The organism is Streptomyces sp. CA-251247, from assembly GCF_050952975.1.
GTDB classification, from domain to species: Bacteria; Actinomycetota; Actinomycetes; order Streptomycetales; family Streptomycetaceae; genus Streptomyces; species Streptomyces achmelvichensis.
In genome coordinates this window covers 6,661,716-6,684,693 of record NZ_CP191861.1, presented here as the reverse complement: position 1 = coordinate 6,684,693, position 22,978 = coordinate 6,661,716, and the positions used below count along the sequence as shown (strand labels likewise).

The 22,978-nt window shown below is 70.3% G+C and carries 25 protein-coding genes; 10 read left to right on the top strand and 15 right to left on the bottom strand.

The window, feature by feature from the left end; translation table 11 throughout:
- Positions 1 to 40: 40 nt before the first annotated feature.
- Positions 41 to 1,075, bottom strand: coding sequence for a bile acid:sodium symporter family protein (locus ACQPWZ_RS29790; RefSeq protein ID WP_433572866.1), 1,035 nt, complete (start codon positions 1,073 to 1,075; stop codon positions 41 to 43).
- Positions 1,076 to 1,203: 128 nt separating this feature from the next.
- Between ACQPWZ_RS29790 and ACQPWZ_RS29785 the strand changes: the two genes are divergently transcribed.
- Positions 1,204 to 2,103 (top strand): LysR substrate-binding domain-containing protein, encoded by a 900-nt coding sequence (locus ACQPWZ_RS29785; RefSeq protein ID WP_340476350.1) that lies wholly within the window; start codon positions 1,204 to 1,206, stop codon positions 2,101 to 2,103.
- Between the two features lie 387 nt (positions 2,104 to 2,490).
- Complete coding sequence (locus ACQPWZ_RS29780; protein ID WP_405573996.1) at positions 2,491 to 4,314, top strand: AMP-dependent synthetase/ligase; 1,824 nt, start codon at positions 2,491 to 2,493, stop codon at positions 4,312 to 4,314.
- A 153-nt stretch (positions 4,315 to 4,467) separates the two neighbouring features.
- Here the strand turns inward: ACQPWZ_RS29780 and ACQPWZ_RS29775 are convergent, their stop codons facing one another.
- From ACQPWZ_RS29775 to pqqA, 8 genes are all read right to left on the bottom strand, one after another.
- Positions 4,468 to 5,580, bottom strand: a complete 1,113-nt coding sequence (locus ACQPWZ_RS29775) for a PQQ-dependent sugar dehydrogenase (protein WP_433572865.1) — start codon at positions 5,578 to 5,580, stop codon at positions 4,468 to 4,470.
- Between the two features lie 87 nt (positions 5,581 to 5,667).
- Positions 5,668 to 7,656, bottom strand: a complete 1,989-nt coding sequence (locus ACQPWZ_RS29770) for a glycosyl hydrolase family 28 protein (RefSeq protein WP_433572864.1) — start codon at positions 7,654 to 7,656, stop codon at positions 5,668 to 5,670.
- A gap of 10 nt (positions 7,657 to 7,666) precedes the next feature.
- A complete protein-coding gene (locus tag ACQPWZ_RS29765; RefSeq protein ID WP_433572863.1) occupies positions 7,667 to 8,449 on the bottom strand; it encodes a Tat pathway signal sequence domain protein in 783 nt (260 codons plus the stop codon).
- A 30-nt stretch (positions 8,450 to 8,479) separates the two neighbouring features.
- The gene (gene pqqE, locus ACQPWZ_RS29760; RefSeq protein ID WP_433572862.1) at positions 8,480 to 9,604 is read right to left on the bottom strand and encodes a pyrroloquinoline quinone biosynthesis protein PqqE; all 1,125 of its coding nucleotides are present in this window, start codon (positions 9,602 to 9,604) and stop codon (positions 8,480 to 8,482) included.
- Complete coding sequence (pqqD, locus tag ACQPWZ_RS29755; RefSeq protein ID WP_433572861.1) at positions 9,601 to 9,921, bottom strand: pyrroloquinoline quinone biosynthesis peptide chaperone PqqD; 321 nt, start codon at positions 9,919 to 9,921, stop codon at positions 9,601 to 9,603. The genes pqqE and pqqD overlap by 4 nt, the downstream gene beginning before the upstream one ends.
- Entirely contained in the window at positions 9,918 to 10,643 is a 726-nt protein-coding gene (gene pqqC, locus ACQPWZ_RS29750; protein WP_433572860.1) for a pyrroloquinoline-quinone synthase PqqC, read from the bottom strand. Before pqqC ends, pqqD begins: the two co-directional genes overlap by 4 nt.
- Complete coding sequence (gene pqqB, locus ACQPWZ_RS29745; RefSeq protein WP_433572859.1) at positions 10,640 to 11,536, bottom strand: pyrroloquinoline quinone biosynthesis protein PqqB; 897 nt, start codon at positions 11,534 to 11,536, stop codon at positions 10,640 to 10,642. The genes pqqC and pqqB overlap by 4 nt, the downstream gene beginning before the upstream one ends.
- 10 nt (positions 11,537 to 11,546) lie before the next feature.
- On the bottom strand, positions 11,547 to 11,657 hold the full coding sequence (gene pqqA, locus ACQPWZ_RS29740; protein WP_340476342.1) for a pyrroloquinoline quinone precursor peptide PqqA: 111 nt from the start codon (positions 11,655 to 11,657) through the stop codon (positions 11,547 to 11,549).
- 271 nt (positions 11,658 to 11,928) lie between these two features.
- On the opposite strand from pqqA, the gene ACQPWZ_RS29735 reads away from it, so the two are divergent.
- From ACQPWZ_RS29735 to ACQPWZ_RS29725, 3 genes are all read left to right on the top strand, one after another.
- Positions 11,929 to 12,762, top strand: coding sequence for an aldo/keto reductase (locus tag ACQPWZ_RS29735; protein ID WP_383247613.1), 834 nt, complete (start codon positions 11,929 to 11,931; stop codon positions 12,760 to 12,762).
- Between the two features lie 238 nt (positions 12,763 to 13,000).
- On the top strand, positions 13,001 to 13,411 hold the full coding sequence (locus ACQPWZ_RS29730; RefSeq protein WP_433572858.1) for a hypothetical protein: 411 nt from the start codon (positions 13,001 to 13,003) through the stop codon (positions 13,409 to 13,411).
- A 137-nt stretch (positions 13,412 to 13,548) separates the two neighbouring features.
- On the top strand, positions 13,549 to 14,001 hold the full coding sequence (locus ACQPWZ_RS29725; RefSeq protein ID WP_433572857.1) for an RICIN domain-containing protein: 453 nt from the start codon (positions 13,549 to 13,551) through the stop codon (positions 13,999 to 14,001).
- Positions 14,002 to 14,016: 15 nt separating this feature from the next.
- Here ACQPWZ_RS29725 and ACQPWZ_RS29720 read toward each other — a convergent pair whose 3' ends face one another.
- Both ACQPWZ_RS29720 and ACQPWZ_RS29715 read right to left on the bottom strand, forming a co-directional pair.
- The gene (locus ACQPWZ_RS29720; RefSeq protein ID WP_405573975.1) at positions 14,017 to 14,883 is read right to left on the bottom strand and encodes a class I SAM-dependent methyltransferase; all 867 of its coding nucleotides are present in this window, start codon (positions 14,881 to 14,883) and stop codon (positions 14,017 to 14,019) included.
- A gap of 48 nt (positions 14,884 to 14,931) precedes the next feature.
- Positions 14,932 to 15,873 (bottom strand): cupin domain-containing protein, encoded by a 942-nt coding sequence (locus ACQPWZ_RS29715; RefSeq protein WP_433572856.1) that lies wholly within the window; start codon positions 15,871 to 15,873, stop codon positions 14,932 to 14,934.
- An 80-nt stretch (positions 15,874 to 15,953) separates the two neighbouring features.
- On the opposite strand from ACQPWZ_RS29715, the gene ACQPWZ_RS29710 reads away from it, so the two are divergent.
- Positions 15,954 to 16,790, top strand: a complete 837-nt coding sequence (locus ACQPWZ_RS29710; RefSeq protein ID WP_340476335.1) for an NmrA family NAD(P)-binding protein — start codon at positions 15,954 to 15,956, stop codon at positions 16,788 to 16,790.
- A 44-nt stretch (positions 16,791 to 16,834) separates the two neighbouring features.
- Here ACQPWZ_RS29710 and ACQPWZ_RS29705 read toward each other — a convergent pair whose 3' ends face one another.
- Positions 16,835 to 17,791, bottom strand: a complete 957-nt coding sequence (locus ACQPWZ_RS29705; protein ID WP_433572855.1) for a helix-turn-helix transcriptional regulator — start codon at positions 17,789 to 17,791, stop codon at positions 16,835 to 16,837.
- 40 nt (positions 17,792 to 17,831) lie between these two features.
- Between ACQPWZ_RS29705 and ACQPWZ_RS29700 the strand changes: the two genes are divergently transcribed.
- Positions 17,832 to 18,311 (top strand): hypothetical protein, encoded by a 480-nt coding sequence (locus ACQPWZ_RS29700; protein WP_433572854.1) that lies wholly within the window; start codon positions 17,832 to 17,834, stop codon positions 18,309 to 18,311.
- Positions 18,308 to 18,769: a hypothetical protein gene (locus ACQPWZ_RS29695; protein WP_340476332.1), complete on the top strand. Its 462-nt coding sequence runs from the start codon at positions 18,308 to 18,310 to the stop codon at positions 18,767 to 18,769. The genes ACQPWZ_RS29700 and ACQPWZ_RS29695 overlap by 4 nt, the downstream gene beginning before the upstream one ends.
- A gap of 175 nt (positions 18,770 to 18,944) precedes the next feature.
- On the opposite strand, the gene ACQPWZ_RS29690 is transcribed toward ACQPWZ_RS29695, so the two are convergent.
- Complete coding sequence (locus ACQPWZ_RS29690; RefSeq protein ID WP_433572853.1) at positions 18,945 to 19,250, bottom strand: 4a-hydroxytetrahydrobiopterin dehydratase; 306 nt, start codon at positions 19,248 to 19,250, stop codon at positions 18,945 to 18,947.
- Between the two features lie 97 nt (positions 19,251 to 19,347).
- On the opposite strand from ACQPWZ_RS29690, the gene ACQPWZ_RS29685 reads away from it, so the two are divergent.
- Complete coding sequence (locus tag ACQPWZ_RS29685) at positions 19,348 to 19,854, top strand: FBP domain-containing protein (protein WP_356703812.1); 507 nt, start codon at positions 19,348 to 19,350, stop codon at positions 19,852 to 19,854.
- Between the two features lie 9 nt (positions 19,855 to 19,863).
- Here the strand turns inward: ACQPWZ_RS29685 and ACQPWZ_RS29680 are convergent, their stop codons facing one another.
- A complete protein-coding gene (locus ACQPWZ_RS29680) occupies positions 19,864 to 21,402 on the bottom strand; it encodes an ATP-dependent DNA ligase (RefSeq protein ID WP_433572852.1) in 1,539 nt (512 codons plus the stop codon).
- A gap of 244 nt (positions 21,403 to 21,646) precedes the next feature.
- A complete protein-coding gene (locus ACQPWZ_RS29675; RefSeq protein ID WP_340476328.1) occupies positions 21,647 to 22,090 on the bottom strand; it encodes a hypothetical protein in 444 nt (147 codons plus the stop codon).
- A gap of 224 nt (positions 22,091 to 22,314) precedes the next feature.
- On the opposite strand from ACQPWZ_RS29675, the gene ACQPWZ_RS29670 reads away from it, so the two are divergent.
- Positions 22,315 to 22,914, top strand: a complete 600-nt coding sequence (locus ACQPWZ_RS29670) for an XRE family transcriptional regulator (RefSeq protein ID WP_433572851.1) — start codon at positions 22,315 to 22,317, stop codon at positions 22,912 to 22,914.
- The last annotated feature ends 64 nt before the right edge of the window (positions 22,915 to 22,978 follow it).

The following is a 22,978-nucleotide window of genomic DNA, read 5'->3' as shown; positions in this document are numbered from 1 at the left end:
GGTCACCCGCGAGAGGAACGGGCCGGGAGCGGACCGCCGTTCAGGGGGCCGACCGTGCCCCGACAGAAACCCTCGTGCCGGGCGCGGGAGCCACCTCGACCGGCACCTCACGGCCGCGACGCTTGGCGATGACCGCGCAGACCATCAGTTGCATCTGGTGGAAGAGCATCAACGGCAGGACGGCGAGGCTCGCGTGGGCGCCGAACAGCACCGTGGCCATGGGCAGGCCGGCCGCCAGGCTCTTCTTCGAGCCCGCGAACTGGATCGCGACACGGTCCGCCCGCTCGAAACCGAGCCGCTCGGAGCCGTACCAGGTGAGTGTCAGCATCGCCGCGAGGAGTGCCGCCTCGACCAGCAGCAGAGCGCCGAGGCGCACCGGGGTGACCTGGTGCCAGACGCCCGCGTTCATGCCCGCGCTGAAGGCCGTGTAGACGACGAGCAGGATCGAGCCGCGGTCGACGTACCCGAGCACCTTCTTATGGCGGGTGAGGAAGCCCCCGACCCACCGTCGCAGCAACTGGCCCGCCACGAAGGGCACGAGCAGTTGCAGCACGATCCGCAGCAGCGAGTCCGCGGAGAAACCGCCGGCCCGGCCGCCGAGCACGATCGCCGCGAGCAGCGGGGTGAGCACGATGCCGGCGATGCTGGAGAAGGAGCCGGCGCAGATCGCCGCGGGAACGTTCCCGCGCGCCATCGAGGTGAAGGCGATCGACGACTGGATCGTCGACGGCACGAGGCACAGGAACAACAGTCCGCTGGAGAGCTCTGGTGTGAGCAGCCAGGGTTCGAGGCCCTGCGCGGCGAGCCCCAGCAGCGGGAAGACGAGGAACGTCGCGGCGAGCACCGTCACATGCAGGCGCCAGTGCCGCAGGCCGTCGACCGCCTCGCGGGTCGACAGCCGCGCGCCGTACAGAAAGAACAGGAGGGCCACGGCACCGGTCGACGCACCGCCCGCGACGTCGGCGGCGCGTCCGGACGCCGGCAGGAGAGCCGCGAGCACCACCGTCCCGAGGAGCGCCAGGATGTACGGGTCGACGGGCAGCCAGGACGGCAACGACATCGTGCGGCGGCTCATGTGCTCCACTTGCTCTCGGTTCAGGGTCGTGCCCTCCCCATGGTGCTCCTGACACGACCGATCGGGAATCCCGTACACCACGCTCACTGTCATCGCGTTTCGTGATGGGCGGGCGGAAAAGGCCTACCGTGGAGGTCATGTACGACCCCGCACAACTGCGTACCTTCCTCGCGGTCGCCCAAACACTGAGCTTCACCCAGGCCGCCCGCCGGCTCGGGCTGCGCCAGTCGACCGTGAGCCAGCACGTGCGCAAGCTGGAGGAGGCCACCGGCCGGCAGCTGTTCACCCGGGACACGCACAGTGTGGAGCTCTCCGAGGACGGGGAGGCCATGCTCGGCTTCGCCCGGACGATCCTCCAGGCGCACGAGCGCGCGTCCGCGTTCTTCACCGGCAAGCGGCTGCGGGGCCGCCTGCGGTTCGGCGCCTCCGAGGACTTCGTGCTGACCCGGCTGCCGGAGATCCTGGAGTCCTTCCGGCGCGATCATCCCGAGGTGGACCTGGAGCTCTCCGTGGAACTCTCGGGCACCCTGCACAGGCGCCTGGAGGCGGGACGGCTCGATCTGGTGCTGGCCAAGCGGCGGACCGGCGACACCCATGGCGAGCTCGTCTGGCAGGACACGCTGTCGTGGATCGGCGCCCCGCAGCTGCGGCTCGACCCCGCCCTTCCCGTACCGCTGATCGTCTATCCGCCGCCGGGCATCACGCGGGCCCGTGCGCTGGAGGTGCTGGAGGCGGAGGGGCGGGCCTGGCGGATCGCGTGCACCAGTACCAGCCTGAGCGGGCTGATCGCGGCGGCACGGGCCGGGCTCGGTGTGATGGCGCACAGCCGTGGGCTGATCCCGCCGGGCCTGGTTCCGGTGTCGTCGCGGGCCGGTCTGCCCGAACTGGGCGATGTGGACTTCGTCCTGCTGCACGGCCGCCGGGCGGGCGCGGGGCATGCGGCGCAGGAGGCGGCGGCCGCGCTGGCGTCGTCGATCCTGGCGGGCGCCGACCGGCTGCACCGCGGAGGCGGCCCGCGGAGTCGGTGACAGCCACGCGTGGCGGCTCGACCGCCCCGGCCGCCGGCGGCTCCGTCGCGCGAGGGCTCGGTGGCTCGATCATGACCCCGCACCCGGCCGTTCGCGTACCGTCACCCGCCGGACCTGGCCACGGACCCGCTCACCGGCCTGGTACGTACCAAAGCTTCTCGACTCCGTAAAGCGACGGTGCGTGCAGCGTCGAGATTCCGTGGAGATTCGATACCGGCATACTTACTCTTCGGTCAGAACTGTGGTCCAACTCTCTTTCGTGTGGCCGGACATCCGCGTCTGACCTGTGGTGACGCCATTCGTCCACAGTTCTCCAAGGCCCTCCCGCCGGTCAGCGACGTGGGGTAGCGTCGCGGCGCTGTGCGGAGCGCCACAAGGAGCAGGCCATTGCGCGAGTTCACTGTCCCCCCGCTGGACGCAGCGCCTCAGGTCGGTGGACTGGCGGATGCGGTGTTCGACTATGCCCAGGAGGATCCCGATCGCGTCGTTCTCGGACGCAAGGACGCGGAAGGACAGTGGCACGATGTGACGTCCGCGCAGTTCCGCGACGAGGTGCTCGCCCTGGCCAAGGGGCTGCTGGCGCACGGAGTGCGGTTCGGTGACCGGGTCGCCCTGATGTCCCGTACCCGCTACGAGTGGACCCTCTTCGACTTCGCCGTCTGGACGGTCGGCGCGCATTCCGTGCCCATCTATCCCACCTCCTCGGCGGAGCAGGTCTTCTGGATGCTGCACGACTCCGAGGTCACCGCGTGCATGGTCGAGCACGAGGACCACTCCATGACGGTCGGCTCGGTCATCGACCGGCTTCCGCAACTGAAACGGCTGTGGCAGCTGGACGCCGGTGCCGTCGCGGAGCTGAACGCGGCGGGTGCGCACATCGACGACGAGGTGGTGCACCGGCACCGGCGCGCGGTGACGCCCGACTCGATGGCCACGGTCATCTACACCTCCGGAACCACCGGACGCCCGAAGGGCTGCGTCATCACGCACGCCAACTTCATGTTCGAGACCGACACCCTCATCACACGCTGGGAACCGGTCTTCCACTCCAAGCCGGGTGACGAGGCCGCGACGCTGCTGTTCCTGCCGCTCGCCCACGTCTTCGGACGCATGGTGGAGATCGCGGCGATCCGCGGCCGGGTCAAGCTCGGCCACCAGCCGGTGCTCCAGGCGAAGGCGTTGCTGCCCGATCTGGTGGCGTTCAGACCGACGTTCATCCTGGCGGTGCCGTACATCCTCGAGAAGATCTACAACGCGGCGCACCGCAGGGCGGAGGTCGACGGGAAGACGGGCCCGTTCGAGAAGGCCGTCGATGTGGCGGTGCGCTACGCGGAGGCCATGGAGCACCGGGCCTTCGGCCTGGGCCCCGGCCCCTCCGCCGGGCTGCGGATGCAGCACCAGTTCTTCGAGAAGATGGTCTACGGCAAGGTCCGCGACGCGATGGGCGGCCGGGTGCGCCACGCCATGTCCGGCGGCTCGGCCATGGACCGGCGGCTCGGTCTCTTCTTCGAGGGGGCGGGCGTCACGGTCTTCGAGGGCTACGGACTCACCGAGTCGAGCGCGGCGGCGACGGCGAACCCCCCGGAGCGCACCCGCTACGGCACGGTCGGCCAGCCGATCCCGGGAACCACGGTCCACATCGCGGAGGACGGCGAGGTGTGGCTTCACGGCGAGCACGTCTTCTCGGGCTATCTGGGCGACCCCAAGTCCACCGACGCGGTGCTGCACGACGGCTGGCTGGCGACCGGGGACCTCGGGGCGCTGGACGAGGACGGCTATCTGACGATCACGGGCCGCAAGAAGGAGATCCTGGTGACCTCCGGCGGCAAGAGTGTGTCGCCGGTGGGGCTGGAGGAGCGCGTACGGGCGCATCCGCTCGTCAACCAGTGCATCGTGGTCGGCAACGACCGCCCCTACATCGCGGCGCTGGTCACCGTCGACCAGGAGGCGGTCGATCACTGGCTGGCGATGCAGGACAAGGCACCGCTGGCCCCGGCGGATCTGGTGCGCGACCCTGATCTGGAGATGGAGGTCCGCCGCGCGGTGGTGGCCGCCAACACTCTGGTGTCGCAGGCGGAGTCGATCCGCACGTTCCGCATCCTGGCGCACCCGTTCAGCGAGGAGCACGGGCTGCTCACACCGTCGCTGAAGCTGAAGCGGAAGGCGATCGAGGCGGCGTACGCGGTCGAGGTCGACGCGCTCTACCACTGACGGCGAGCGCCCCTCGTACGACGCCACGGCACGGCACGGCGAACTGCCCGGCGCGGCACGGCACGGCACGGCAGGCGAACTGCCCGGCGCGGGGCAGGAAGTCCGCGCCGGGCAGTGGTCGGTGAGGCCGCCGCCGAGCGGCCGGGCCGTGTGTCAGCCGATCGTGACGCGGAAGATCTTGTCCGACCCCGCGGGCTCGCCCCCGTTGCCGTCGGCGTTCGTCGTCGAGAGCCACAGCTGATCGGCGCCGGGCATCTTGGTCACCGCGCGCAGCCGGCCGTACGTGCCGACGTAGTACGCCTTCGCCGTACCGACGCTCTCGTTGTCCGGGTTGATCGGAATCTCCCACAGGCGCTCACCGCGCAGCGATGCCATGTAGACGGCGTTGTCCACGACGGCGACCCCGCTCGGCGAGGCCTCGGCCACCCCCCAGGTCTTCTTGGGGTCGGTCATCCCCGGGACACTGCAGTTGCCCTCGCACGTCGGCCAGCCATAGTTGCTGCCGGGCTTGATGAGGTTCAGTTCGTCCTTGGAGTTCTGGCCGAGTTCCGCTGACCACAGGCGGCCCTTGGAGTCGAAGGCGAGACCCTGCGGGTTGCGATGGCCGAGGCTGAGGACCAGGGTGCCGAAGGGGTTGCCCGGGGCGGCCTTGCCGTCCTTGGTCATACGCAGGATCTTGCCGTTGAGCGAGTTCTTGTCCTGGGCGAGAGAGCCGGTCTGGGCGTCGCCCGTCGAGGCGTACAGATAGCCGTCCGGGCCGAAGGCAAGCCGGCCTCCGTTGTGGTACTTGGCCTTCTTGATGCCCTGCACCAGTGCCTTGTAGCCGGTGAGCGCGGAGCCGTTGTAGGTCATGCGCGCGATGCGGTTGCCGTCGGACGAGGTGTGCATGAAGTAGACGTAGTGGTTGGCGGCCCAGTCGGGGTCGAGCGCGACCCCCATCAGGCCGCCTTCGCCGCCCGTGGTCTGGGAGCCCGGGACAGTCCCGACCTGTGTCCGCGCCCCGGCCGGTGTCACCTTGAACACCTTGAACGAGTCGCGCTCGGTCACCAGCGCGGTGGACCCGTCGGGCAGCCACGAGGTGCCCCAGGGGATCGTCCAGCCGGTGGAGATGGTCGTGATGGCGGTCGGTGCGCCCTTGGCGCCCTTCGCACCGCTGTCGTCGGGCTCGGCGGCGCCCGCGGACTGGACGAGCCCGGCGACGAGCGCCGCCACGCCCACCGCTGCCGCCGTGCCGATCTTGATCTTGGTGGACCTGCTGCCGTGCATGGGTACCTCCGTGGGGGGCTTCTCAGGGGCTCGGTACATGTGGGGGTCGTGCACCCGTGGTCGGGCATCACGCCGGGAAGCGGCGCGTCATGCCGGTCCGTCCAGGTAGTCGAGATTGGGTGCACCGTTCGCCGATGCGGCGGTGACCCGGACGGTGTTGGCCCCGGCGGTGAGCGCCGCCGCGGGCACGGTGACCGTGCGCCAGGAGGTCCAGGCGCCGGTGCCCGCGAAGGGTGCGGCGGCGACGACCGTCGTGCCGTTGACGCTGATGTCCAGGGGGCGGTTCGTGGTGGTGCCGTTGGCGTACGCGATGACCAGATCCGCGCTGCCGGCGACGGGCGCGTTCACCGTCCACTCCACATGGGCACCGGCCGCGTTGGGTGTGTTGACGAATCCGGTCCCGGAATAGCCGGCGTGGTCGGAGTCGACGGTCGAACCGGTGGAGCGTACGGCACTCTCCGCCTCGTACCGCACGGGCGCGGGGCCGCCTCCGCCGCAGTTCTGACTGGATCCGGTCTGGCTGACGCGCAGTGCGCCGCCGCCCGTGTTGCCGCTGTCGGCGACGCAGTAGCCGGTCACCGTCTGGAACAGCACATCGGAGGGGCTGTTGCTGCCCCGCTGGGCGGTGAAGCGGTCGAACCGGATGCCGGTGCTGCTGTTGGCGATGACGGCGGGCCTGCCGTCGTCGGCCGCGAACCGCACCTCGCTGTCGGTGAAGCGGACGTTGTCGGCGTTGCGGATGTACCAGCCGTACGCGGGGCGGGTGCCGATCGCCTTCGGGTTGTAGTCCTTGGGGTCGTTGGCGGGCGGGTTGGTGGACATCGTGCCGTTGCCCCCGGGCACGGTGATGTCCACGTCGGTGAAGGTGACGTCCTTGATCCTGCTGCTTCCGGATTCACCCCAGATCGTCGGTGAGAAGGAAGGGGTGGAGCCGGTCGCCCTGATGTTGGTGTACGTGATGTTGCTGATGGAGCCGACGCCGGGGTTGTTGCCGCAGCGCTTTCTGGTACCGACCTTCTGGAGGATCGGCGAGCGGACATCGGTCATGGTGATGTCCTTGTAGTGGACGTCGGAGATCTTGGCGCCGTCCATGGAGACCATGCCGAGGCCCGACTTGTCGGAGCCCTTGATGGTGATGCGCTCGAAGCGGTAGTCGGTGAAGTCGCCGCAGGTCTCGGAGCCGAACATCAAGGCGTTGCAGCAGCCCGCGGAGAGGTGGGAGTCGGTGACGGTGACATGGCCGTTGTCGAGCTTCGCGCCGAGCGCGTAGTCGCTCTTGAAGGCGAGCGCGTCGTCGTTGGCCTCCAGCCGGGCGTTCGTGATCCGGACGTCGGTGGTGGAGATGATGTTCCAGCCGTCGCGGTCCATCGCGGTGTCGATGACGAGGCGGTCGGAGACGACGTTGTCGCAGTCGTTGATGAGGGCGGCGAAGTGACCGCCCTCGCGCAGGGTGATGCCGCTGAGCGTGAGGTTCGTGCAGCGCGTCAGAGAAATGATCTTGTCGGCCTCGCCGGACTCGGGGTTGCCGGTGATCAGCGCGCCGTCGCCGTCGATGACGCCGGAGCCGGTGAAGCCGATGTTGCTGAGGTTGTCGCCGTGGATCATGGCGTTGTGGAAGTGGCTGTGGCCGTAGTCCTGGTAGTCGTCCCAGGGGTTCGGCTCGGGCGGGTCGTAGGTGTCCGCGCCGCTTCCGCTGATCGTCGATCCCGCGTCGAGATGCAGGGTGACGTTGCTCTTCATCCGGATGGTGTTCTTGGACTCGTACGTCCCCGCCGGAAAGCGGACGATCCCGCCGCCCGCCGCGTTCGCCGCGGTGATGGCCCGGTTGACGGCCGCGGTGTCGTTGGTCGAGCCGTTGCCCACGGCGCCGTAGTCGCGGACGTCGAACTCGGCGGCGGCGGGATCGGCCGCGGGCGCGGGCTCCGCGGCGGATGGGGGCTCAACGGCGGATGCGGCCGCCGGTGCCGCGGGCCGTGGCGGTGCGGTCTGCTGTGCCCCGGCCGGCGGCTGGGCAACGCCCAGGGCGGCCAGGAGGCCGAGTAACGCGATGGCGGCGGTTCTGCGAACGCTGATCATGTCGTCCTCCTCAGACGAGCTGATAGCCGCGCATGTTGGTGAGGAGCATGTGGCAGTTCTGGAGGGAGCCCGAACTGTCGCCCAGGGAGCGGTAGATGCCCCACTTCGGGCGCACCCGGTCCGCGAGGAAGGTGTCGACACCCGACTTCGACGCGTCGATCACCGTCGTCCCGCCGTTCTTGAGGATCCAGCGGACGGAGCCGGCCGTGCCGTTGCCGATCCTGATCTGGAAGTCGACGTCGATCCACTTGTTGTGCAGCGGTTCGAGGTTGGTCCGGCCGACGAGGACATCACCGGAGACGACCTTCAGCTCGATGGTCCGTACGCCGTTCACCCGGCGCAGGGACTGCACGACGATCGGGGACGACCCGGTGCCCGGCTGCTTCATCTGCATGATGTGCGTGAAGCTGGTGGTCGCCTTCAGCGTGCTCGGGATGAACATGCCGTACGTGACGCGCCAGGTCTGGCCCGACTTCCACTGGAGGGACGAGCTGCCGGTGCGGCAGCCGGTGACCTCGTGGCGCTGCCGGTCGGTCGCGGTGTCGCGGTCCACGGTGTGCATCGTGAACCGGAAGTTGTCGCCCTCGGTGGTGATGTGGGGCGCGGCCGACGTGTGCGAGCCGGCCCGGTCGTCCTCGATGGTCTCGAAGGCCCGCAGTTTGTCGGTGCGTGCCGACGGGGACCAGCGCAGTTGCCAGTCGGCCGCGCTCGCCTGCGACATGAGTCCGGGCAGCCCGGCCGTGACGGCGCCGCCGAGTGCCGCTCCCAGGACGGCCCTGCGTGATGTGGTCATGTTTCCTTCACCTCATTGCGAGTTGTTCGTTCATGACGAGACCGGCGCCGAGACCGTGGGCGTCGGCTGCTGCGCGCGGTAGACGTACGCGGGGGCGACCACGGGCTCGGGCAGATGCGTGCGGTCGACGAGGTCGCGTACGAGAGCGTGGTCGGGCGCGAGCGAGCAGACCGGGTCCGTGCGGGTGGCGTCGCCGGTGAGGGCGTACGCCTGGCACCGGCACCCGCCGAAGTCGTGCGTGCGCAGCTCACAGCCGCGGCACGGCTCCTGCATCCACGCCTCGCCGCGGTAGGCGTTGAACGCCGTCGAGTCGCGCCAGATCCACTCCAGGGAGTGGTCCTTGACGTTCGGGGCGTCCAGACCGGGCAGCGCGGCGGCGGCCGGGCAGGGGTACACCGTCCCGTCCGGTGCGACGGTGAGCGACAGCGCGCCCCAGCCGCCCATACAGGGCTTGGCCTTGCCGTCCACGTAGTCGGGCACGACCCACACGAGGTCCATCCGGCCCGCGAGCCGCGGCCTCCAGCGTTCGACGCGGGCCACCGCGTCGGCAATCTGCCGGCGGTCCGGCAACAGGGCGTCCCGGTTGCGCAGCGCCCAGCCGTAGAACTGGGTGTTGGCGAGCTCGATCCGCTCCGCGCCCCAGGCGAGGCCGAGTTCGATCAGTGCGTCGAGGGAGTCGAGATTGTCGCGGTGGAGGACGACGTTCAGACCGAGCGGCAGGTCCGCCTCACGCACCAGGCGTGCCGCTCGTACCTTCGCTGCGAACGAGCGTGCTCCGGCGATGCGTTCGGACTCCGCGGGGTCGGCGTGCTGAACGGACAGCTGCACACTGCGCAGCCCCGCTCCGACGAGGGCCGCGAGCCGTTTCTCATGGAGTCCTACGCCGCTGGTGACGAGCTGGGTGTGTACGCCCGCACCGTCGGCCGCCGCGACGATCTCGGTGAGATCGCGGCGCAGCAGCGGCTCGCCACCCGACAGATGACTCTGGACAACGCCCAGGTCAGCAGCCTGCCGGAAGACGTCCGCCCACTGCTTCGTGGTCAGTTCATTTGACCGACCGATCAGTTCGACGGGGTTCGAGCAATAGACGCAGTGCAGCGGACAGCCATGGCTCAGTTCGGCGAGCAGGGCCCACGGCGGTTCGATTCGGGTCACGTGATCCAGCCCTCCTTGCGTATCCGTTCCAGGAACACCGGGACGTCGTCGGCCACCGGTGCTCCCGGGTGCCGTGCCGCCAACTCGGCGACGATCGCGCCGACGTCCCGTTCGCCGTCGCAGAGTCGGACGATGTCTCCGGCATGGCCGTGCAGCACGACCACCCGCTCCGGCAGGACGAGCAGGTCGGTGTCGCGCACCCGGTCGTGCCGGAAGACCACCGACCGTGACAGCACCGGTTTCCAGGGGCCGGCCGTGTCCCCGCCGGTCCCGTTCATTCCTCTCGCGGCCTGTGCGGCCGCGCCGTTGTCGGTCATGTGCTCTCCCCCGCCCGGTCGACCGCGTCGAGCAGGGACCAGAGAACGTCGCACTTGAACCGGAGCGCGGCGATCGCCGCTTCCTGACCGCGCCGGGTGTCGGCCCACTCGAGGACGAGCGCGAGGGCCTCCTGGCTGTCGCGGCCACCCTGTCCGATCCGGTTGCGGAAGTAGGTGAGTCCGTCGGCGTCGATCCACCGGTAGTGGCGCTCGAAGGCGTCGATGCGAGTGCGCATGATGGTGGGGGCCGCGAGTTCGGTGAGCGAGGAGGCGACCGCTTCGAGCGGCGGGCGCAGCCGGCAGAAGTTGACGTATCCGTCGACCGCGAGCGTCACGCCGGGGAGCACTTCGGCGCCCGAGGTGAGGCGCTCCCGGTCGATGCCGGCGGCTTCGCCGAGCCGCAGCCAGCGCTCGATGCCGCCCTCCCCTTCGACGAGCCCGTCGTGGTCCTGGATCCGGCGCAGCCATGAGCGGCGCAGCGCGGGGTCGTCGAACTTGGCGAGGATCAGGGCGTCCTTGACCGGGATGTGGCGCTGGTAGTGGAAGCGGTTGGTGATCCACCGCCGCAGTTCCGCGCGGCTGAGGGCGCCTTCGTGCATACGGACGTTGAAGGGATGGCGGTCGTGGTAGCGCTCGGCGGGCACGGCACGCAGCCGTGCGGTGAACTCCTCCGCGCTCCACAGCTCACCGGTGCCCGTGGAGGGCGGGGCGACTGTGCTCACAGCTCGATCACCATTCGGTCGGCGGCGACCTCGAGTCCCCATGCGCCGAGCTGGTCGTGCTGCGCGGCGTCCGGATCCACGAGGGGGTTGGTGTTGTTCAGGTGTGTGTACAGGCAGCGGGCGCGCAGGCCGGCCAGGCGCTCCGCGGTGCCGCCCGGCCCTGCGATCGGCAGGTGCCCCATGGCGGTCGCGGTCCCGGAGGAGATCCCCGTGCGCAGGGGCTCCTCGTCGTCCCAGAACGTCCCATCGACGATGACGCAGTCGGCTGCCTCGGCCGCCTCCTGGAACTCCTCGGTCCAGCGGGCGAGCGCCGGTGCATACAGGAGGCTGCGGCCGGTCTCCCTGTCGCGCAGCCGCAGGGCGACCACCCACGTCGGGTCGTCGGGGCCGGTGCCGGCGGCGTACCGCGGCCGTTTTGCCGAGACGGGCACGGCCGCGATGTCGACGGTGCCGCTCTTGTGGAGCGGTTCCGTCTCGGTGGTCAACTCCCGCCATGCGATTCGGGTGTAGGGGGACAGCACCTCGCCCAGCCGTAAGTGCTGGAGCAGTGCCGCCCGTACGGGTCCGGTGGCGAGGATGTCGAAGCCGTCCGCCTCACGCAGCCGGGCGATGCCCAGGGTGTGGTCGAGTTCGGCGTCGGTGAGGATCACTCCGGTGACGGGCGATTCGCGCGGGCCGGGGCCGGGCCGCAGGGGGTGGCTGTCCTCGATCTGGTCACCGATGTCGGGGGTGGCATTGACCAGGAACCAACTGCCCTCGTCCGCGCGCAGCGCGAGTGAGGCGTGGCGGCGGCGCCGGTGCGGGTGTGCGCGCGCCCCGGCGCAGCCGGGACACGCGCAGTTCCACTGGGGCAGTCCGCCGCCCGCCGCGGTGCCGAGCACCTGCAGCAGCATGGCGGCGGGGCTATCGGTCGGTGAGGGCGTAGGCGGTGACTTCGAGCGCGGTCTCGACGACCTCGAACCCGGGAGTCTGCCAGTTGACCGTCTCCTCCGATGTTTCCTTGGTGTCGTTCATGAGCGGTGCCTGCCTTCCTGAGGTGTGGGGGTCAGGATTGATTCAGGTGTCTGCTGCTCGGTGACACAGGGTGGTGCAGCTGAACGTCCGTTCACATGAGCGACCGGCGTTCAGTTATGTGCCATAGCGTTCCGCCTTGACGGGACGCGGTCAATGGTCCGGACCGAGAAGGTCGGAGCTGTATCGGCCAACTTCACTGGCGGGAATGCGCTCGGCAGGTTGATCGTTGACGATGGGAGTACCAACCGAACGACGTAAGGATCGACCGCTCGTGAGCAAGGTCCCCTCCATCACACTCAACAACGGCGTCGAGATGCCGCAGCTCGGCTTCGGTGTCTGGCAGGTACCGGACGACGAGGCGGCGCAGGCGGTCTCCACCGCTCTGGAAGCCGGTTACCGCAGCATCGACACCGCTGCCATCTACGAGAACGAAGAGGGCACCGGGCAGGCCATCGCCGATTCCGGCATCCCGCGCGAGGACCTCTTCGTCACCACCAAGCTGTGGAACGGCGACCAGGGTTACGACGCGACCCTCCGCGCCTTCGACACCTCACTGGCGAAGCTCGGCCTCGACCACCTGGACCTGTATCTGATCCACTGGCCGATGCCGTCGAAGGGGCTGTACGTGGAGACGTACAAGGCCTTCGAGAAGCTTCTCGCGGACGGCCGCACCAGGGCCATCGGTGTCTCCAACTTCCTTCCGGAGCACCTCGAGCACCTGATCGCGGAGACCTCGGTCGTGCCCGCGGTGAACCAGATCGAGCTGCATCCCCAGCTTCAGCAGACCGCGTCGCGCTCGTTCCACACCCAGCACGACATCGCCACCGAGGCGTGGTCGCCGCTCGGTTCGGGCAAGGGCCTGCTGGACGTCCCGACGGTGGTCGCCGTCGCCCGGAAGCACGACCGCACGCCGGCCCAGGTGGTGCTCCGCTGGCACCTCCAGCTCGGCAATGTGGTCATCCCCAAGTCCGTGACCCCCTCGCGCATCCGGGAGAACCTCGACGTCTTCGACTTCGAGCTGGACGGCGACGACCTGGCAGCCTTCGCCGCCCTGGACGAGGGCAAGCGACTGGGCCCGGACCCGGCGACGTTCAACGTCGGCTGACCTCCGGCCGCCCCACCCGCGCCCGAGCGCTCAGCGCCGCCCGGCTCCTGCCGGGCGGCGTTTCGCTGTTCCAGGCCGCCCAGAACCTCCGGAATCCCTGGAACAGCCCTCCCCGAATGGCGGGATTCCGCCGGTCGTGGTATTCCTTTCGCCGCTTGCGCGTCGTCTCGTCATATTTACAGGCGGTATGCCTACTTTTGGCGCTCCGAACGAACCTGCACCCCTTGGAGGCAGTCCGATGGAGCGCATCAAGAAGGCAACCGTCACCGGCATCACCACCGCCGCCCTGCTGGCCGGGTCGGTCGGCGTTTCCCTGGCCGTTGTCGACTCGGCCCCCTCGAAGACCGTGACCGCTCGCGACAACGGACGCGACGAACGCCCGGCCCTCACGGCGAGAGCCACCAAGCGCGGCGTCGCCGCGTGGCAGCAGTTCCGCGTGTACGGGTCGGCCAGGCAGCTTCCCCCCGGCACCCGTGTGCGTCTGCAGCAGCGGCAGGACGGTCAGTGGACGACCCTCCCCGCGTCGATGAACACCACGCGCAAGGCCACCTACAAGATGCGCGTCTACCTCGGCTTCAAGGGCCGCAACACGCTGCGCATCGTCGGCGGCGGCACGGCGTCGGCCCCCTTCACCGTCACGGTGCGCTGATCCGGTCCCTCCCCGGAGACGGACCATGCCCTCGTCGGCCGCGGCAGCGGCGACGAGGGCATTCCGTATGTCCCCCCGCGCCCCTCTCGTACGATCGTCCGCGTGAACATCACGGCGCCGGACAAGGAGTACGGGAATTGAGCGGGGCATTCAGACCTGGCCAACTGGTGCGCAATGTCGGCAGCGGGCTGCTCCTGGAGGTGTACGGCGGGGTCAGGGGCAGCGGGGCCGTCGTCCAGCAGGGCAAGGAGACCGGCGCTCCCGGACAGCAGTGGCAGATCGACCCGGTGCCGAACGGCAGCGGACTCCACCACTTCGTGAGCGTGGTCAGCGGCAAACGGCTCGACGTCGCCGACGCCTCCACCGAGAACGGCGCCCGGATCCAGCAGTGGCGCCCCAACAACTTCGGCGCCCAGGAGTGGATCATCGAGCAGCATCTCGACGCGCCGGGCACCGTCACCATCGTCAGTTTCATCAGCGGACTGCTCCTCGAAGTCGCCGACGGCAGCACCGAGGACGGCGGGCGCGTGCAGCAGTGGGAGGACACCGACTCGCCCGGTCAGTGGTGGCGGCTCGAACCCTGTCCCTGACCGGGCCCGCGGCGGTCAGCCGCGGCGGGCGGTGTGCACCGTGCGCGCCGTGAGCAGATAGACGTCCGGGCGCTGCGCCAGCCCCTGTTCGTCGTGCGGGTCGAGCAGCCGGTCCACAACGGCGATGTCGTCCGGAGCCAACAGCCCGTCAAGCACCTTCCGTTGCCAGGCGAAGGCCGAGGCCAGCTGCTCCCGTACCGTCTGGGGCACCGGCGCGGGGATGTCGAGGAGGAAGGACCGCGTGCCGCTCGGCGCGAGACCCACCGCCGCCATCAGCGCCCGCCAGTCCTCGATCTCGTCCTTCGCACCCGGCAGTTCGGCGCGCATACCGAGGAACCACTCGGCGGAGGCCGCGTCCAGGCGGGCCTCCAGCCCCGGCCGTCCGATGCCGATGTCGCGCGGCAGATGCCGGGCGGGCAGTCCGCCCTCCACCACGGCCAGCAGGCCGCCCGGGCGCAGCAGCCGGGAGAAGCCCGCGAGAGCCGCGCGCTGGTCGCCGATGTGGTGCAGCGAGGAGCCCGCCCAGATCAGGTCCGCTTCCCCCAACGCATCGAAGTCGTCGGGCAGTTCGGCGTGCAGGGTACGGACCCGGTCGCCGAGGCCGGCACGCTCGGCGCGGGCCCGCGCGAGCTCCAGGAGCGGGACGGTCGCATCGACCGCCACGACTTCGGCGTACGGAAAGGCCTCGGCGAGCACCAGGCTCATCACTCCCGGTCCGCTGCCGATGTCGAGGATCCGCCGGACGCCCGCCGCGGGCACCTGATCCCCGAGCCAGGCCACGGCCTGGCGGTGCACGGGTCCCTGGAGCTCCGCGCCGCGTTCCAGCAGCGGGCTCATCTCGTCCCAGTCGATGTGGGTCTTGTCGTGGTGGTGACTGCTCATGTCCTCAAGCCTGCCGCGCCGGTGCCGATTCGGCGAGCTTTGTTGCGGCTACGGCAAAACGCTGTTCGCGCGGTGCACCATCGGGCTCACCCCGCGGACCCGCTTGAAGGCGGCACTCAGCGCGAAGGACCCGCTGTAGCCGACCTTCCTGGCCACCGCCTCGATGGTGGCGTCGCTCTCGCGCAGCAGGTCCGCGGCGAGGTCGAGCCGCCAGGTGGTGAGGTAGCCCATCGGCGGCTCCCCCACCAACTCGTGGAAGCGGCGAGCGAGTTGGGCACGGGACACCCCGCACTTGGCCGCGAGCGACGCGACCGTCCAGGGGTGGGCGGGGTCGTCCTGGAGCAGGCGCAGAGCGCGGCCCACCACCGGGTCGCCCATCGCCACGTACCAGGCCGGTGCCTTCGCGTCGGGCCGGGAGAACCAGGCCCGCAGGACGGCGATGAGCATCAGGTCGAGAATCCGGTCGAGCACCACGCTCTGGCCGGGCTCGTCCCGTGAGATCTCGTCGTCGAGGACCGGCATGAGCGGGCAGTTCCACTCGTCGGCGGTGAGGTGGACCAGCGGGGGCAGGGCGTCCAGCAGCCTCGCGGAGACCTCGCCCTTCATCTGATAGGTGCCGACCAGCATCACGGACGAGCCGTCGGGGTCGTTGCCCCAGCTCCGCACACCCAGGGCCATGGACGTCTCGAGCGGTTCGCCGCGCAGGGTGTGACAGGTGCCGCCGGGGCCGATCAGCGCCAACGGCTCGGTCCGCAGGTCGTCGCCCGTGGTGTAGCCGCCCGGCCCCCGGGCGATCGCCACGTCACCGGGCCGCAGCAGCACCTCGTCGCCGGCGTCGGAGCTGATCCACGTCTGCCCCTCGGTGACACACATCAGGGAGAGCGGTGCCTGGTCCTCGATCCGCACGGACCAGGGCGGCTCCATCACCATCCGCAGCAGGAAAGCGCCTCGGGCACGCGGTCCGTCGAGCAGCCCGGCAAGAGCGTCCATGACTCCAGCGTAGACGCAGAAACATGCCGTTGAGCCTTTACAGCATGGAGAGTCCAGAGCACGGCCGCCAATCTGGAGGCATGACAGAGAACCTGAAGCAGGAAACGGTGTTGGTGACGGCGGCCACGGGCAAGACGGGTCACCGGGTGGCAGAGCGGCTCGCGGAGCGCGGTGTGCAGGTGCGGGCGGGCTCGCGCCGCGGCGCGGTCCCCTTCGACTGGGAGGACCCCTCGACCTGGGCCCCGGCGCTCGGCGGCGCTGACGCGGCGTATGTGACGTACTACCCCGACCTCGCGGGACCCGGCGCCACCGAGGCGATGCGGGCCTTCGGGCAGGCGGCGGCCGCGGCGGGCGTGGGGCGTCTGGTGCTCCTCTCCGGCCGTGGCGAGCCGGACGCCGTCGAGGCCGAGAGCGCGCTGCGTGAGGCGGGCGTGCCGCTCACGGTCGTGCGGGCCAGCTTCTTCGCACAGAACTTCAGCGAGGGCCCGATGGCCGAGGGCGTGGCCCAGGGCGAGCTCGTCTTCCCGGCGGGCGGCACGGCAGAGCCGTTCATCGACGCGGACGACCTGGCGGATGTGATGGTCGCCGTCCTCACCGAGGAGGGCCACACCGGCGAGACGTACGAGGTGACGGGCTCGCGGCTGTTGACCTTCCAGGAGGCGGCCGAGGAGATCGGACGGGCGACCGGGCGCGAGGTGCGCTATGTGCCGGTGACCGGCGAGGAGTACCAGGGGATGCTCCAGCAGGTCGGGCTTCCCGCGCAGGACGCGCAGTGGCTGGTCGAGCTGTTCACGATGCTGATGGACGGGCACAACGCGTCGACCACGGACGGGGTCCGGCAGGTGCTGGGCCGTGCGCCGCGGGACTTCGCGGACTACGCCCGGGACGCGGCGAAGGCCGGCGCCTGGGACGCGTGAGCAGTCCGGTCACGGGGCACGAGCGGGGCTGGTACGCCGCCCGGTCAGCCGGTGGCGTACCGTGCCGCGAGTTCGCGGACCGTCCCCGCCAACCGGGCACGGAGTTCGGCGGGTTCGAGCACCTCGATCCCCGTGCCCATCGCGAGGAACTCGCGGTGCGCGTGATCCAGGGACTCGATGGGGAGCGACGCGCGGGTCCAGCCGTCCGGTTCGGCCGTGCCGTTGTCCGCGAGGGCCTGCGCCACGGGCCCGGTCAGTCCTTCGGCGGCGGCGGGCGAGATCCGCACGAGCGCCCGGCCGCTGTACAGCCGGGCGTGGAAGTCGGCCTGGTGGCGCTGCCAGTGGGCGGCCAGATCGAATCCGGGCGGCGGCTCGAACACCTCCCCGTCGCAGGAGAGTTGCAGGATCTGGTCGACCCGGTACGTGCGCGGACCGGGGGCCGCGACGACGTACCAGCGCCCCGCTTTGAGCACCAGGCCGTACGGCTCCAGACGGCGGTCCACATCGGTCGGCTCCTTCCAGCGGCGGTAGCGGACGTCGATCACCCGGCTGTGCCAGACCGCCTCGGCGACCCGGGTCAGATAGGGCACCTCTTCGTCGGGGGCGTACCAGCCGGGTGCGTCGAGGTGGAAGCGCGAGCGCATCCGGTCGGCCTGGTCGCGCAGTTCGGCGGGCAGCGCGGCCCGCAGCTTGAGCTGGGCGGCGGCCAGATCCGAACCCAGACCGAGTTCGGCGGCGGGTCCCGGGACGCCGGAGAGGAACAGGGCCTCCGCTTCTTGGGCGGACAGCCCGGTCAGCCGGGTCCGGTAGCCGGCGAGCAGCTGGTAGCCACCGGCGTGGCCGGCGTCCCCGTACAGCGGCACACCGGACGCGTGCAGGGCCTCGATGTCCCGGTAGACGGTCCGGACGGACACCTCCAGCTCCTCCGCGAGGCGGGCGGCGGTCATCCGGCCCCGGGTCTGGAGCAGCAGAAGGATCGACACAAGACGGCTGGACTTCACTGACACAGGATGTCAGTGAAGCGGCTCTAGCGTCCTGCTCATGAGTTTCGCCGAGAAGTTGCTGTTCGTGCCCCCACCGATCGAGGTGGGCGGCCGTCGGATCAAGCGCTACCACGTCACGAGGGACCCGGCCGGGATCGAGCCCGCGGTCGAGAAGGCCGCGTACGAGATCCTGCCGATGTTGCTGCCGGTGCCGGACGGTACGCCGGCGGCCGCGTTCGTCGTCCTCCACAGGGGAGAGGACGACGGCGCGTACCTCAACGCGTACAGCTGGGTCTGGGACAACGCCGTGCACTTCGCGGGTGCGGCGGCCGGACAGCCGGTGCTGGACTGCCCGGACCGTGATCCGACCCATTTCATCAGGCTGTCCAAGCCCTGGATCGGCTGTGTGTACGAGCTGCCGCCGGTGGTGCACGAGCGGGACGCCTGGGTGCGGCATGTGCTCACGCCCGAGCGTCCCGACCTGGACGCCTATCTCGCCGACTCACTCGGCGAAGGAACGACCGGAGGCCGCTCATGAGCACGGCCGACTTCGACTTCCTGGTGGGCGAGTGGGTCGTCGCGAACCGTCGCCGCACGGACTTCCTGGACGGGACGAGCGCGTGGGAGGAGTTCACGGCGATGAGCCGGGCGTCACGCCACTTCGACGGCGGGGCGAACTTCGACGAGATCGTCTTCCCGTCGCTGGGGTTCCGCGGTCTGACGCTGCGGCTGTACGACCCGGACCGCGACGAGTGGTCGCTGCACTGGGCGAACGACCGCTCCGGCACGCTGTTCCCGCCGGTGGTGGGACGCTTCGGCGCGGACGGGCACGGTGAGTTCTACGGCGACGACACGCACGACGGCAAGGACGTGCGGGTGCGGTTCGTCTGGTCCGGCATCAGCGACACGACGGCGCGCTGGGAGCAGGCGTTCTCGGTCGACGGGGAGCGGACGTGGGTGACGAACTGGGTGATGGACATGTCGCGGCCGGGCTGAGGGCTGTCCCGGCCGGCCGGTGTCCCCGGCCCGACCGGTGGTGTCGGCCGGGCCGGTGTCGCCGGGACTGCTGGTATTGCCGGCCCGGCCGGTGCTCGGCGACCGTGCCGGTCCGCGCGGATCTGGCGCCTCGGCCTGCGGACCGGCCGGCAGCCGTGCCCGGCACGCTCCGGGATCAGCTCGCGCCGTGCCCCGGCGCGAGCTGTTCCACTCGTCGCGCCAGCGTGAAGTCCTTCTCGGTGACCGCGCCGCCCGCGTCGTGGGTGTGCACCGTCAGCGAAACGGTGTTGTAGCCGAGCGTCAGGTCGGAGTGGTGGTCCAGTTCCTCCTGGACCTGCGCGATGTGCACGACCATCGCGGTGGCCGCGAAGTGGTCGGCGAGCCGGTAGGAGCGGGAGATGCGGTCCCCCTCCAGCGACCAGCCGGGCAGCTCGGCCACCCGGTCCTCGATCTCCTTCTGCGACAGCGGCTCTGTGGCCATGACCAGGGTCCCTTCGGCAGCGGATGGGTGGGCTGAGGCGGCTTCGGCCACCATAAAGGGGATGCCCGCTCCCCTGCGATCTGTGTACCTTCCACCGGTGGAAGCGCTGACCGAAAAACAGATTCGCGGCTCGTTCGTCAACTGCACCAAGGGCGAGGCGACCCGTCTGAAGCTCCCCGCCGACTTCGGGCAACTGCCCTGGGGCGATCTCGACTTTCTGGGCTGGACCGATCCGGGGGCTCCGCTGCGGGCCCACCTCGTGCTCCCCCGTGCGGACGGCCCGGTGGGCATCACGCTTCGCGTGCCCTCGGCCGGGCGGACCAGCGCCATCAAGTCGAGCATGTGCCATGTGTGCCTCACCCCGCATGCGTCGTCCGGGGTGACCCTGTTCGCCGCCCCGCTGGCGGGCACGGCCGGACGGGAGGGCAACACCGTGGGGACCTACCTCTGCTCCGACCTCGCCTGCTCGCTCTACATCCGCGGCAAGAAGCAGCCGAAGCTGCGGACCGGCGTGGACGCGGAGACGCTCACCGAGCAGGAGCGCATCGACCGTACGGTCGCCCATCTGACGGCCTTCGCCGAGAAGGTGCTGGGCACACGCTGACCGCGCCGCTCAGCCCCGGGACTCAAGGACCTGCTCGATGGTGTCGGCCTCCTGCGCCGGCTTGTCGGTGCGGTGGCGCAGCACCCGGGCGAAGCGGAGGGTGACGCCCGCCGGGTAGCGGGGAGAGCGCTGGATTGAGTCGTACGCGATCTCCACGACCAGTTCGGGACGGACCCGGACCGTGAACCCGTCATCGTCGACGGCGAGTTCACGGAGCCGGTCCGTCTGCCAGCGCAGCATCTCGTCGGTCAGCCCCTTGAAGGTCTTGCCGAGCATGACGTACGTCCCGTCCAAGGCGCGGGCGCCGAGGTGGAGGTTGGAGAGCAGGCCCGTGCGGCGGCCGTGGCCCCATTCGGCGGCCAGGACGACGAGGTCGAGGGTGTGGACGGGCTTGACCTTCAGCCATGAGCGGCCGCGCCGGCCCGCGACGTAGGTTGCGTCGAGCGCCTTGACCAGGACGCCTTCATGACCGCGGCGCAGTGTCTCGGCGAAGAACTCCTCGGCGGCGGCGACCTGTTCGGTGTCGCCGGGGTCGGCGACGACATGGCGGCGGACGCGCATGGGCTCCGGCACGAGGCGGGCGAGGACGGCGTGCCGTTCGGCGCCCGGGAGGTCGAGCGTCTCCTCACCGTCGGCGGCCAGTACGTCGAAGAAGACGGGAGAGACGGGCAGCGTGGCGCGGGCCGCCTCGACGTCGACCCGGGAGCCGACGCGGGAGGCGATCTCCTGGAAGGAGAAGGGGCGGCCGTCCCGGTCGAGCGCGATCACCTCGCCGTCGAGGATGAACTGATCGCCGGTCATGTCCCGTGCCGCGTCCACGACTTCGGGCAGACGGACGGTGATGTCGTCCAGCGAGCGGGTGTAGACCCTGATCTCGTCGCCGCTGCGGTGCACCTGGACACGGATGCCGTCGAGCTTCTCCTCGACCACGCAGGGCACGTCGAGGGTCATGACGGCCTCGGTGACCGACTTCGCGGTGTGGGCGAGCATCGGCTGCACGGGGCTGCCGACGCGCAGCCGGAACTCCGCGAGCGCCGCCGGCCCGTGGGCGAAGAGCGCACCGGCGACGCGCGGCAGCGATCCGTCCAGCATCACCGCCCGGCGTACATCATCGGCGGGTGCGCCCGCGGCCTTGGCGACGGCTTCCAGGGCCACGGCGTCCAGCGCGCCCTGCCGCACCTCGCCCGTCAGCAGACGCGTCAGGAACTGCTGTTCCTCGGCTGTGGCCGCCGCCATCAGATCGCGTACCAGGCGCTTGCGCTCGTTCTGGGAGCCGGCGCCCTGAAGGCCGGCGAGGGCGGTGAGTGCCGCATCGGTCTCGGGAACGGTGAGCGCGGCGGTCTGCGCGGGCTCCGGCCGCTCCTTGAGCACGCTCCAGCCGATGCCGATGCGGCCCTGCGGCACCCGCCCGGAGAGATACGAGATCACGAGGGCCACCTGCTCGGGCCGGGTGTCAGCGAACAGCTCGGCGAGGAGTGCGATCTTCCGTGAGCGCGCGGAGGTGGTGGCCACGTCCCTGGACACGTCGGCGACTCGAGCCAGCAGCATGCGGCCATGGTGCCCCGAAGGAGCGCGGCGCGCACGTGCAGCGGGTCAGGCCTTCCGGAGGCCCGGGCACACGGCCGCGCGCCGCGCCGGGCACCCACGGCTCACCGGACGGCGGCAGGCCCTCCCCCTTCGCCTGCCCGGCCCGCGGACGGGAACGGCCCACGGACGGGAACGGCTCGCCGGCGAGGAGCCGAGATGCGCAGTGCCTCGCCCGCGGATGCCGGCACGGTGGCGTGGCGGAAGGTCATCCGGACGGCTTCGCCGTTCCCGCGCGCGCACGACATGCGCGGATACCGTCCTTCACGCCCTCCCAGGCCGCGGGCTCGGCGGTGGTCGTGAGCAGCGGGACGCCCATACGGCCGGCGAAGCTGCGGGTCGCGGCGGGGCAGACCCGTGGGCCGTGCGAGGCGACGGCCACCACCAGCCCGGCCGCCTTGTGCTGCGCGAGATCGCACAGCATCCGGTCGACGGCCGAGGCGGTGGCCCCCTCGAGCGCCGGCTCGGTGATCCTGAGGACCACGAGGGCGCCCGCAGAATGCGAGAAATCGCTCCGCACCGCGAGCAGTTCGTCCTGCCCGACAGTGACCAGGCTTCTCACCTCGGTCGCCGCCCTCAGCGCCCCGTGTCGCTCGACGAACCGCAGTTGAAGCTCCGAGCATTCCTCGGCCAAGTGCCTGAGTGTGGGCATGTCCCCCCTCACGCCGACAGCACCTGGGACTGCACTCTGCAGCGTGATCCTCGTATCCGCGGCCCCCACATGTCAACTTCTCTTACCCTGCTGGGTAATAATTTCTGTCACCCTCGGTGGCTCACTCGCATCCGGAGCGGATATTCTCCGGGCGCAGCCGCCGTACCCCACGGATCGGCCGCCGTACCGCACGGATCAGCCCTCGGACCCAGGGAGACTCACCGGTGAGTGACTCACGCGCCGCCCTGGCCGAGACCCTGCGGACGATTCACGCGATCGTCGACGAAGCCGGGCTGCGCCGTGAGGACGTCCTCGACGTGGCGGCGCTGTCGTTCGAGACCGGCATTCCCGAGGAGACCGTCACGGCTCTCCTGAACGGTGAGTCCGTCGAAGAGGTGGAGCTCGGGGAGCGGGTGAGCCAGCGGTTCAGATTTCTGAGGGAGACCCGGCCGCGGCCCGGCGACGGCAAGGAGTTCTCACTGCCCGAGATCGCCGCGTCATTCGGCGCGTCCCGGCAGTCGCTGACGCCCCTGGCCAAGGGAACCGGCAAGCCGGGCCTCCAGCACGCGTTCAGCATCGAGAAGTTCTTCGGCGTCCCCACCGGGTTCCTGACGACCGAGGCGGCCCCGGCGCTCGACCGAGCCCTCCAGTCGGTCCTGAAGGACCTGCGGGAACTGCACCCGCTCACGGCTCTGATGGCCAGTCACGACGTCAAAGAAATCGCTCTGCGGTCGGGGAAGTTGAAGGGTCTGTCCGACGACAGCAGGCGGTTGCTCTGGGAGACTCTGGACGCCCTCTTCGAACGCGACAGCAAGGGCCAGTAGCGTTGCCCTGTGCAGAGCGGGGCCCGGACGTGGGCCCGCGCCGGGGCGGGCTTCGAGCGGGGAG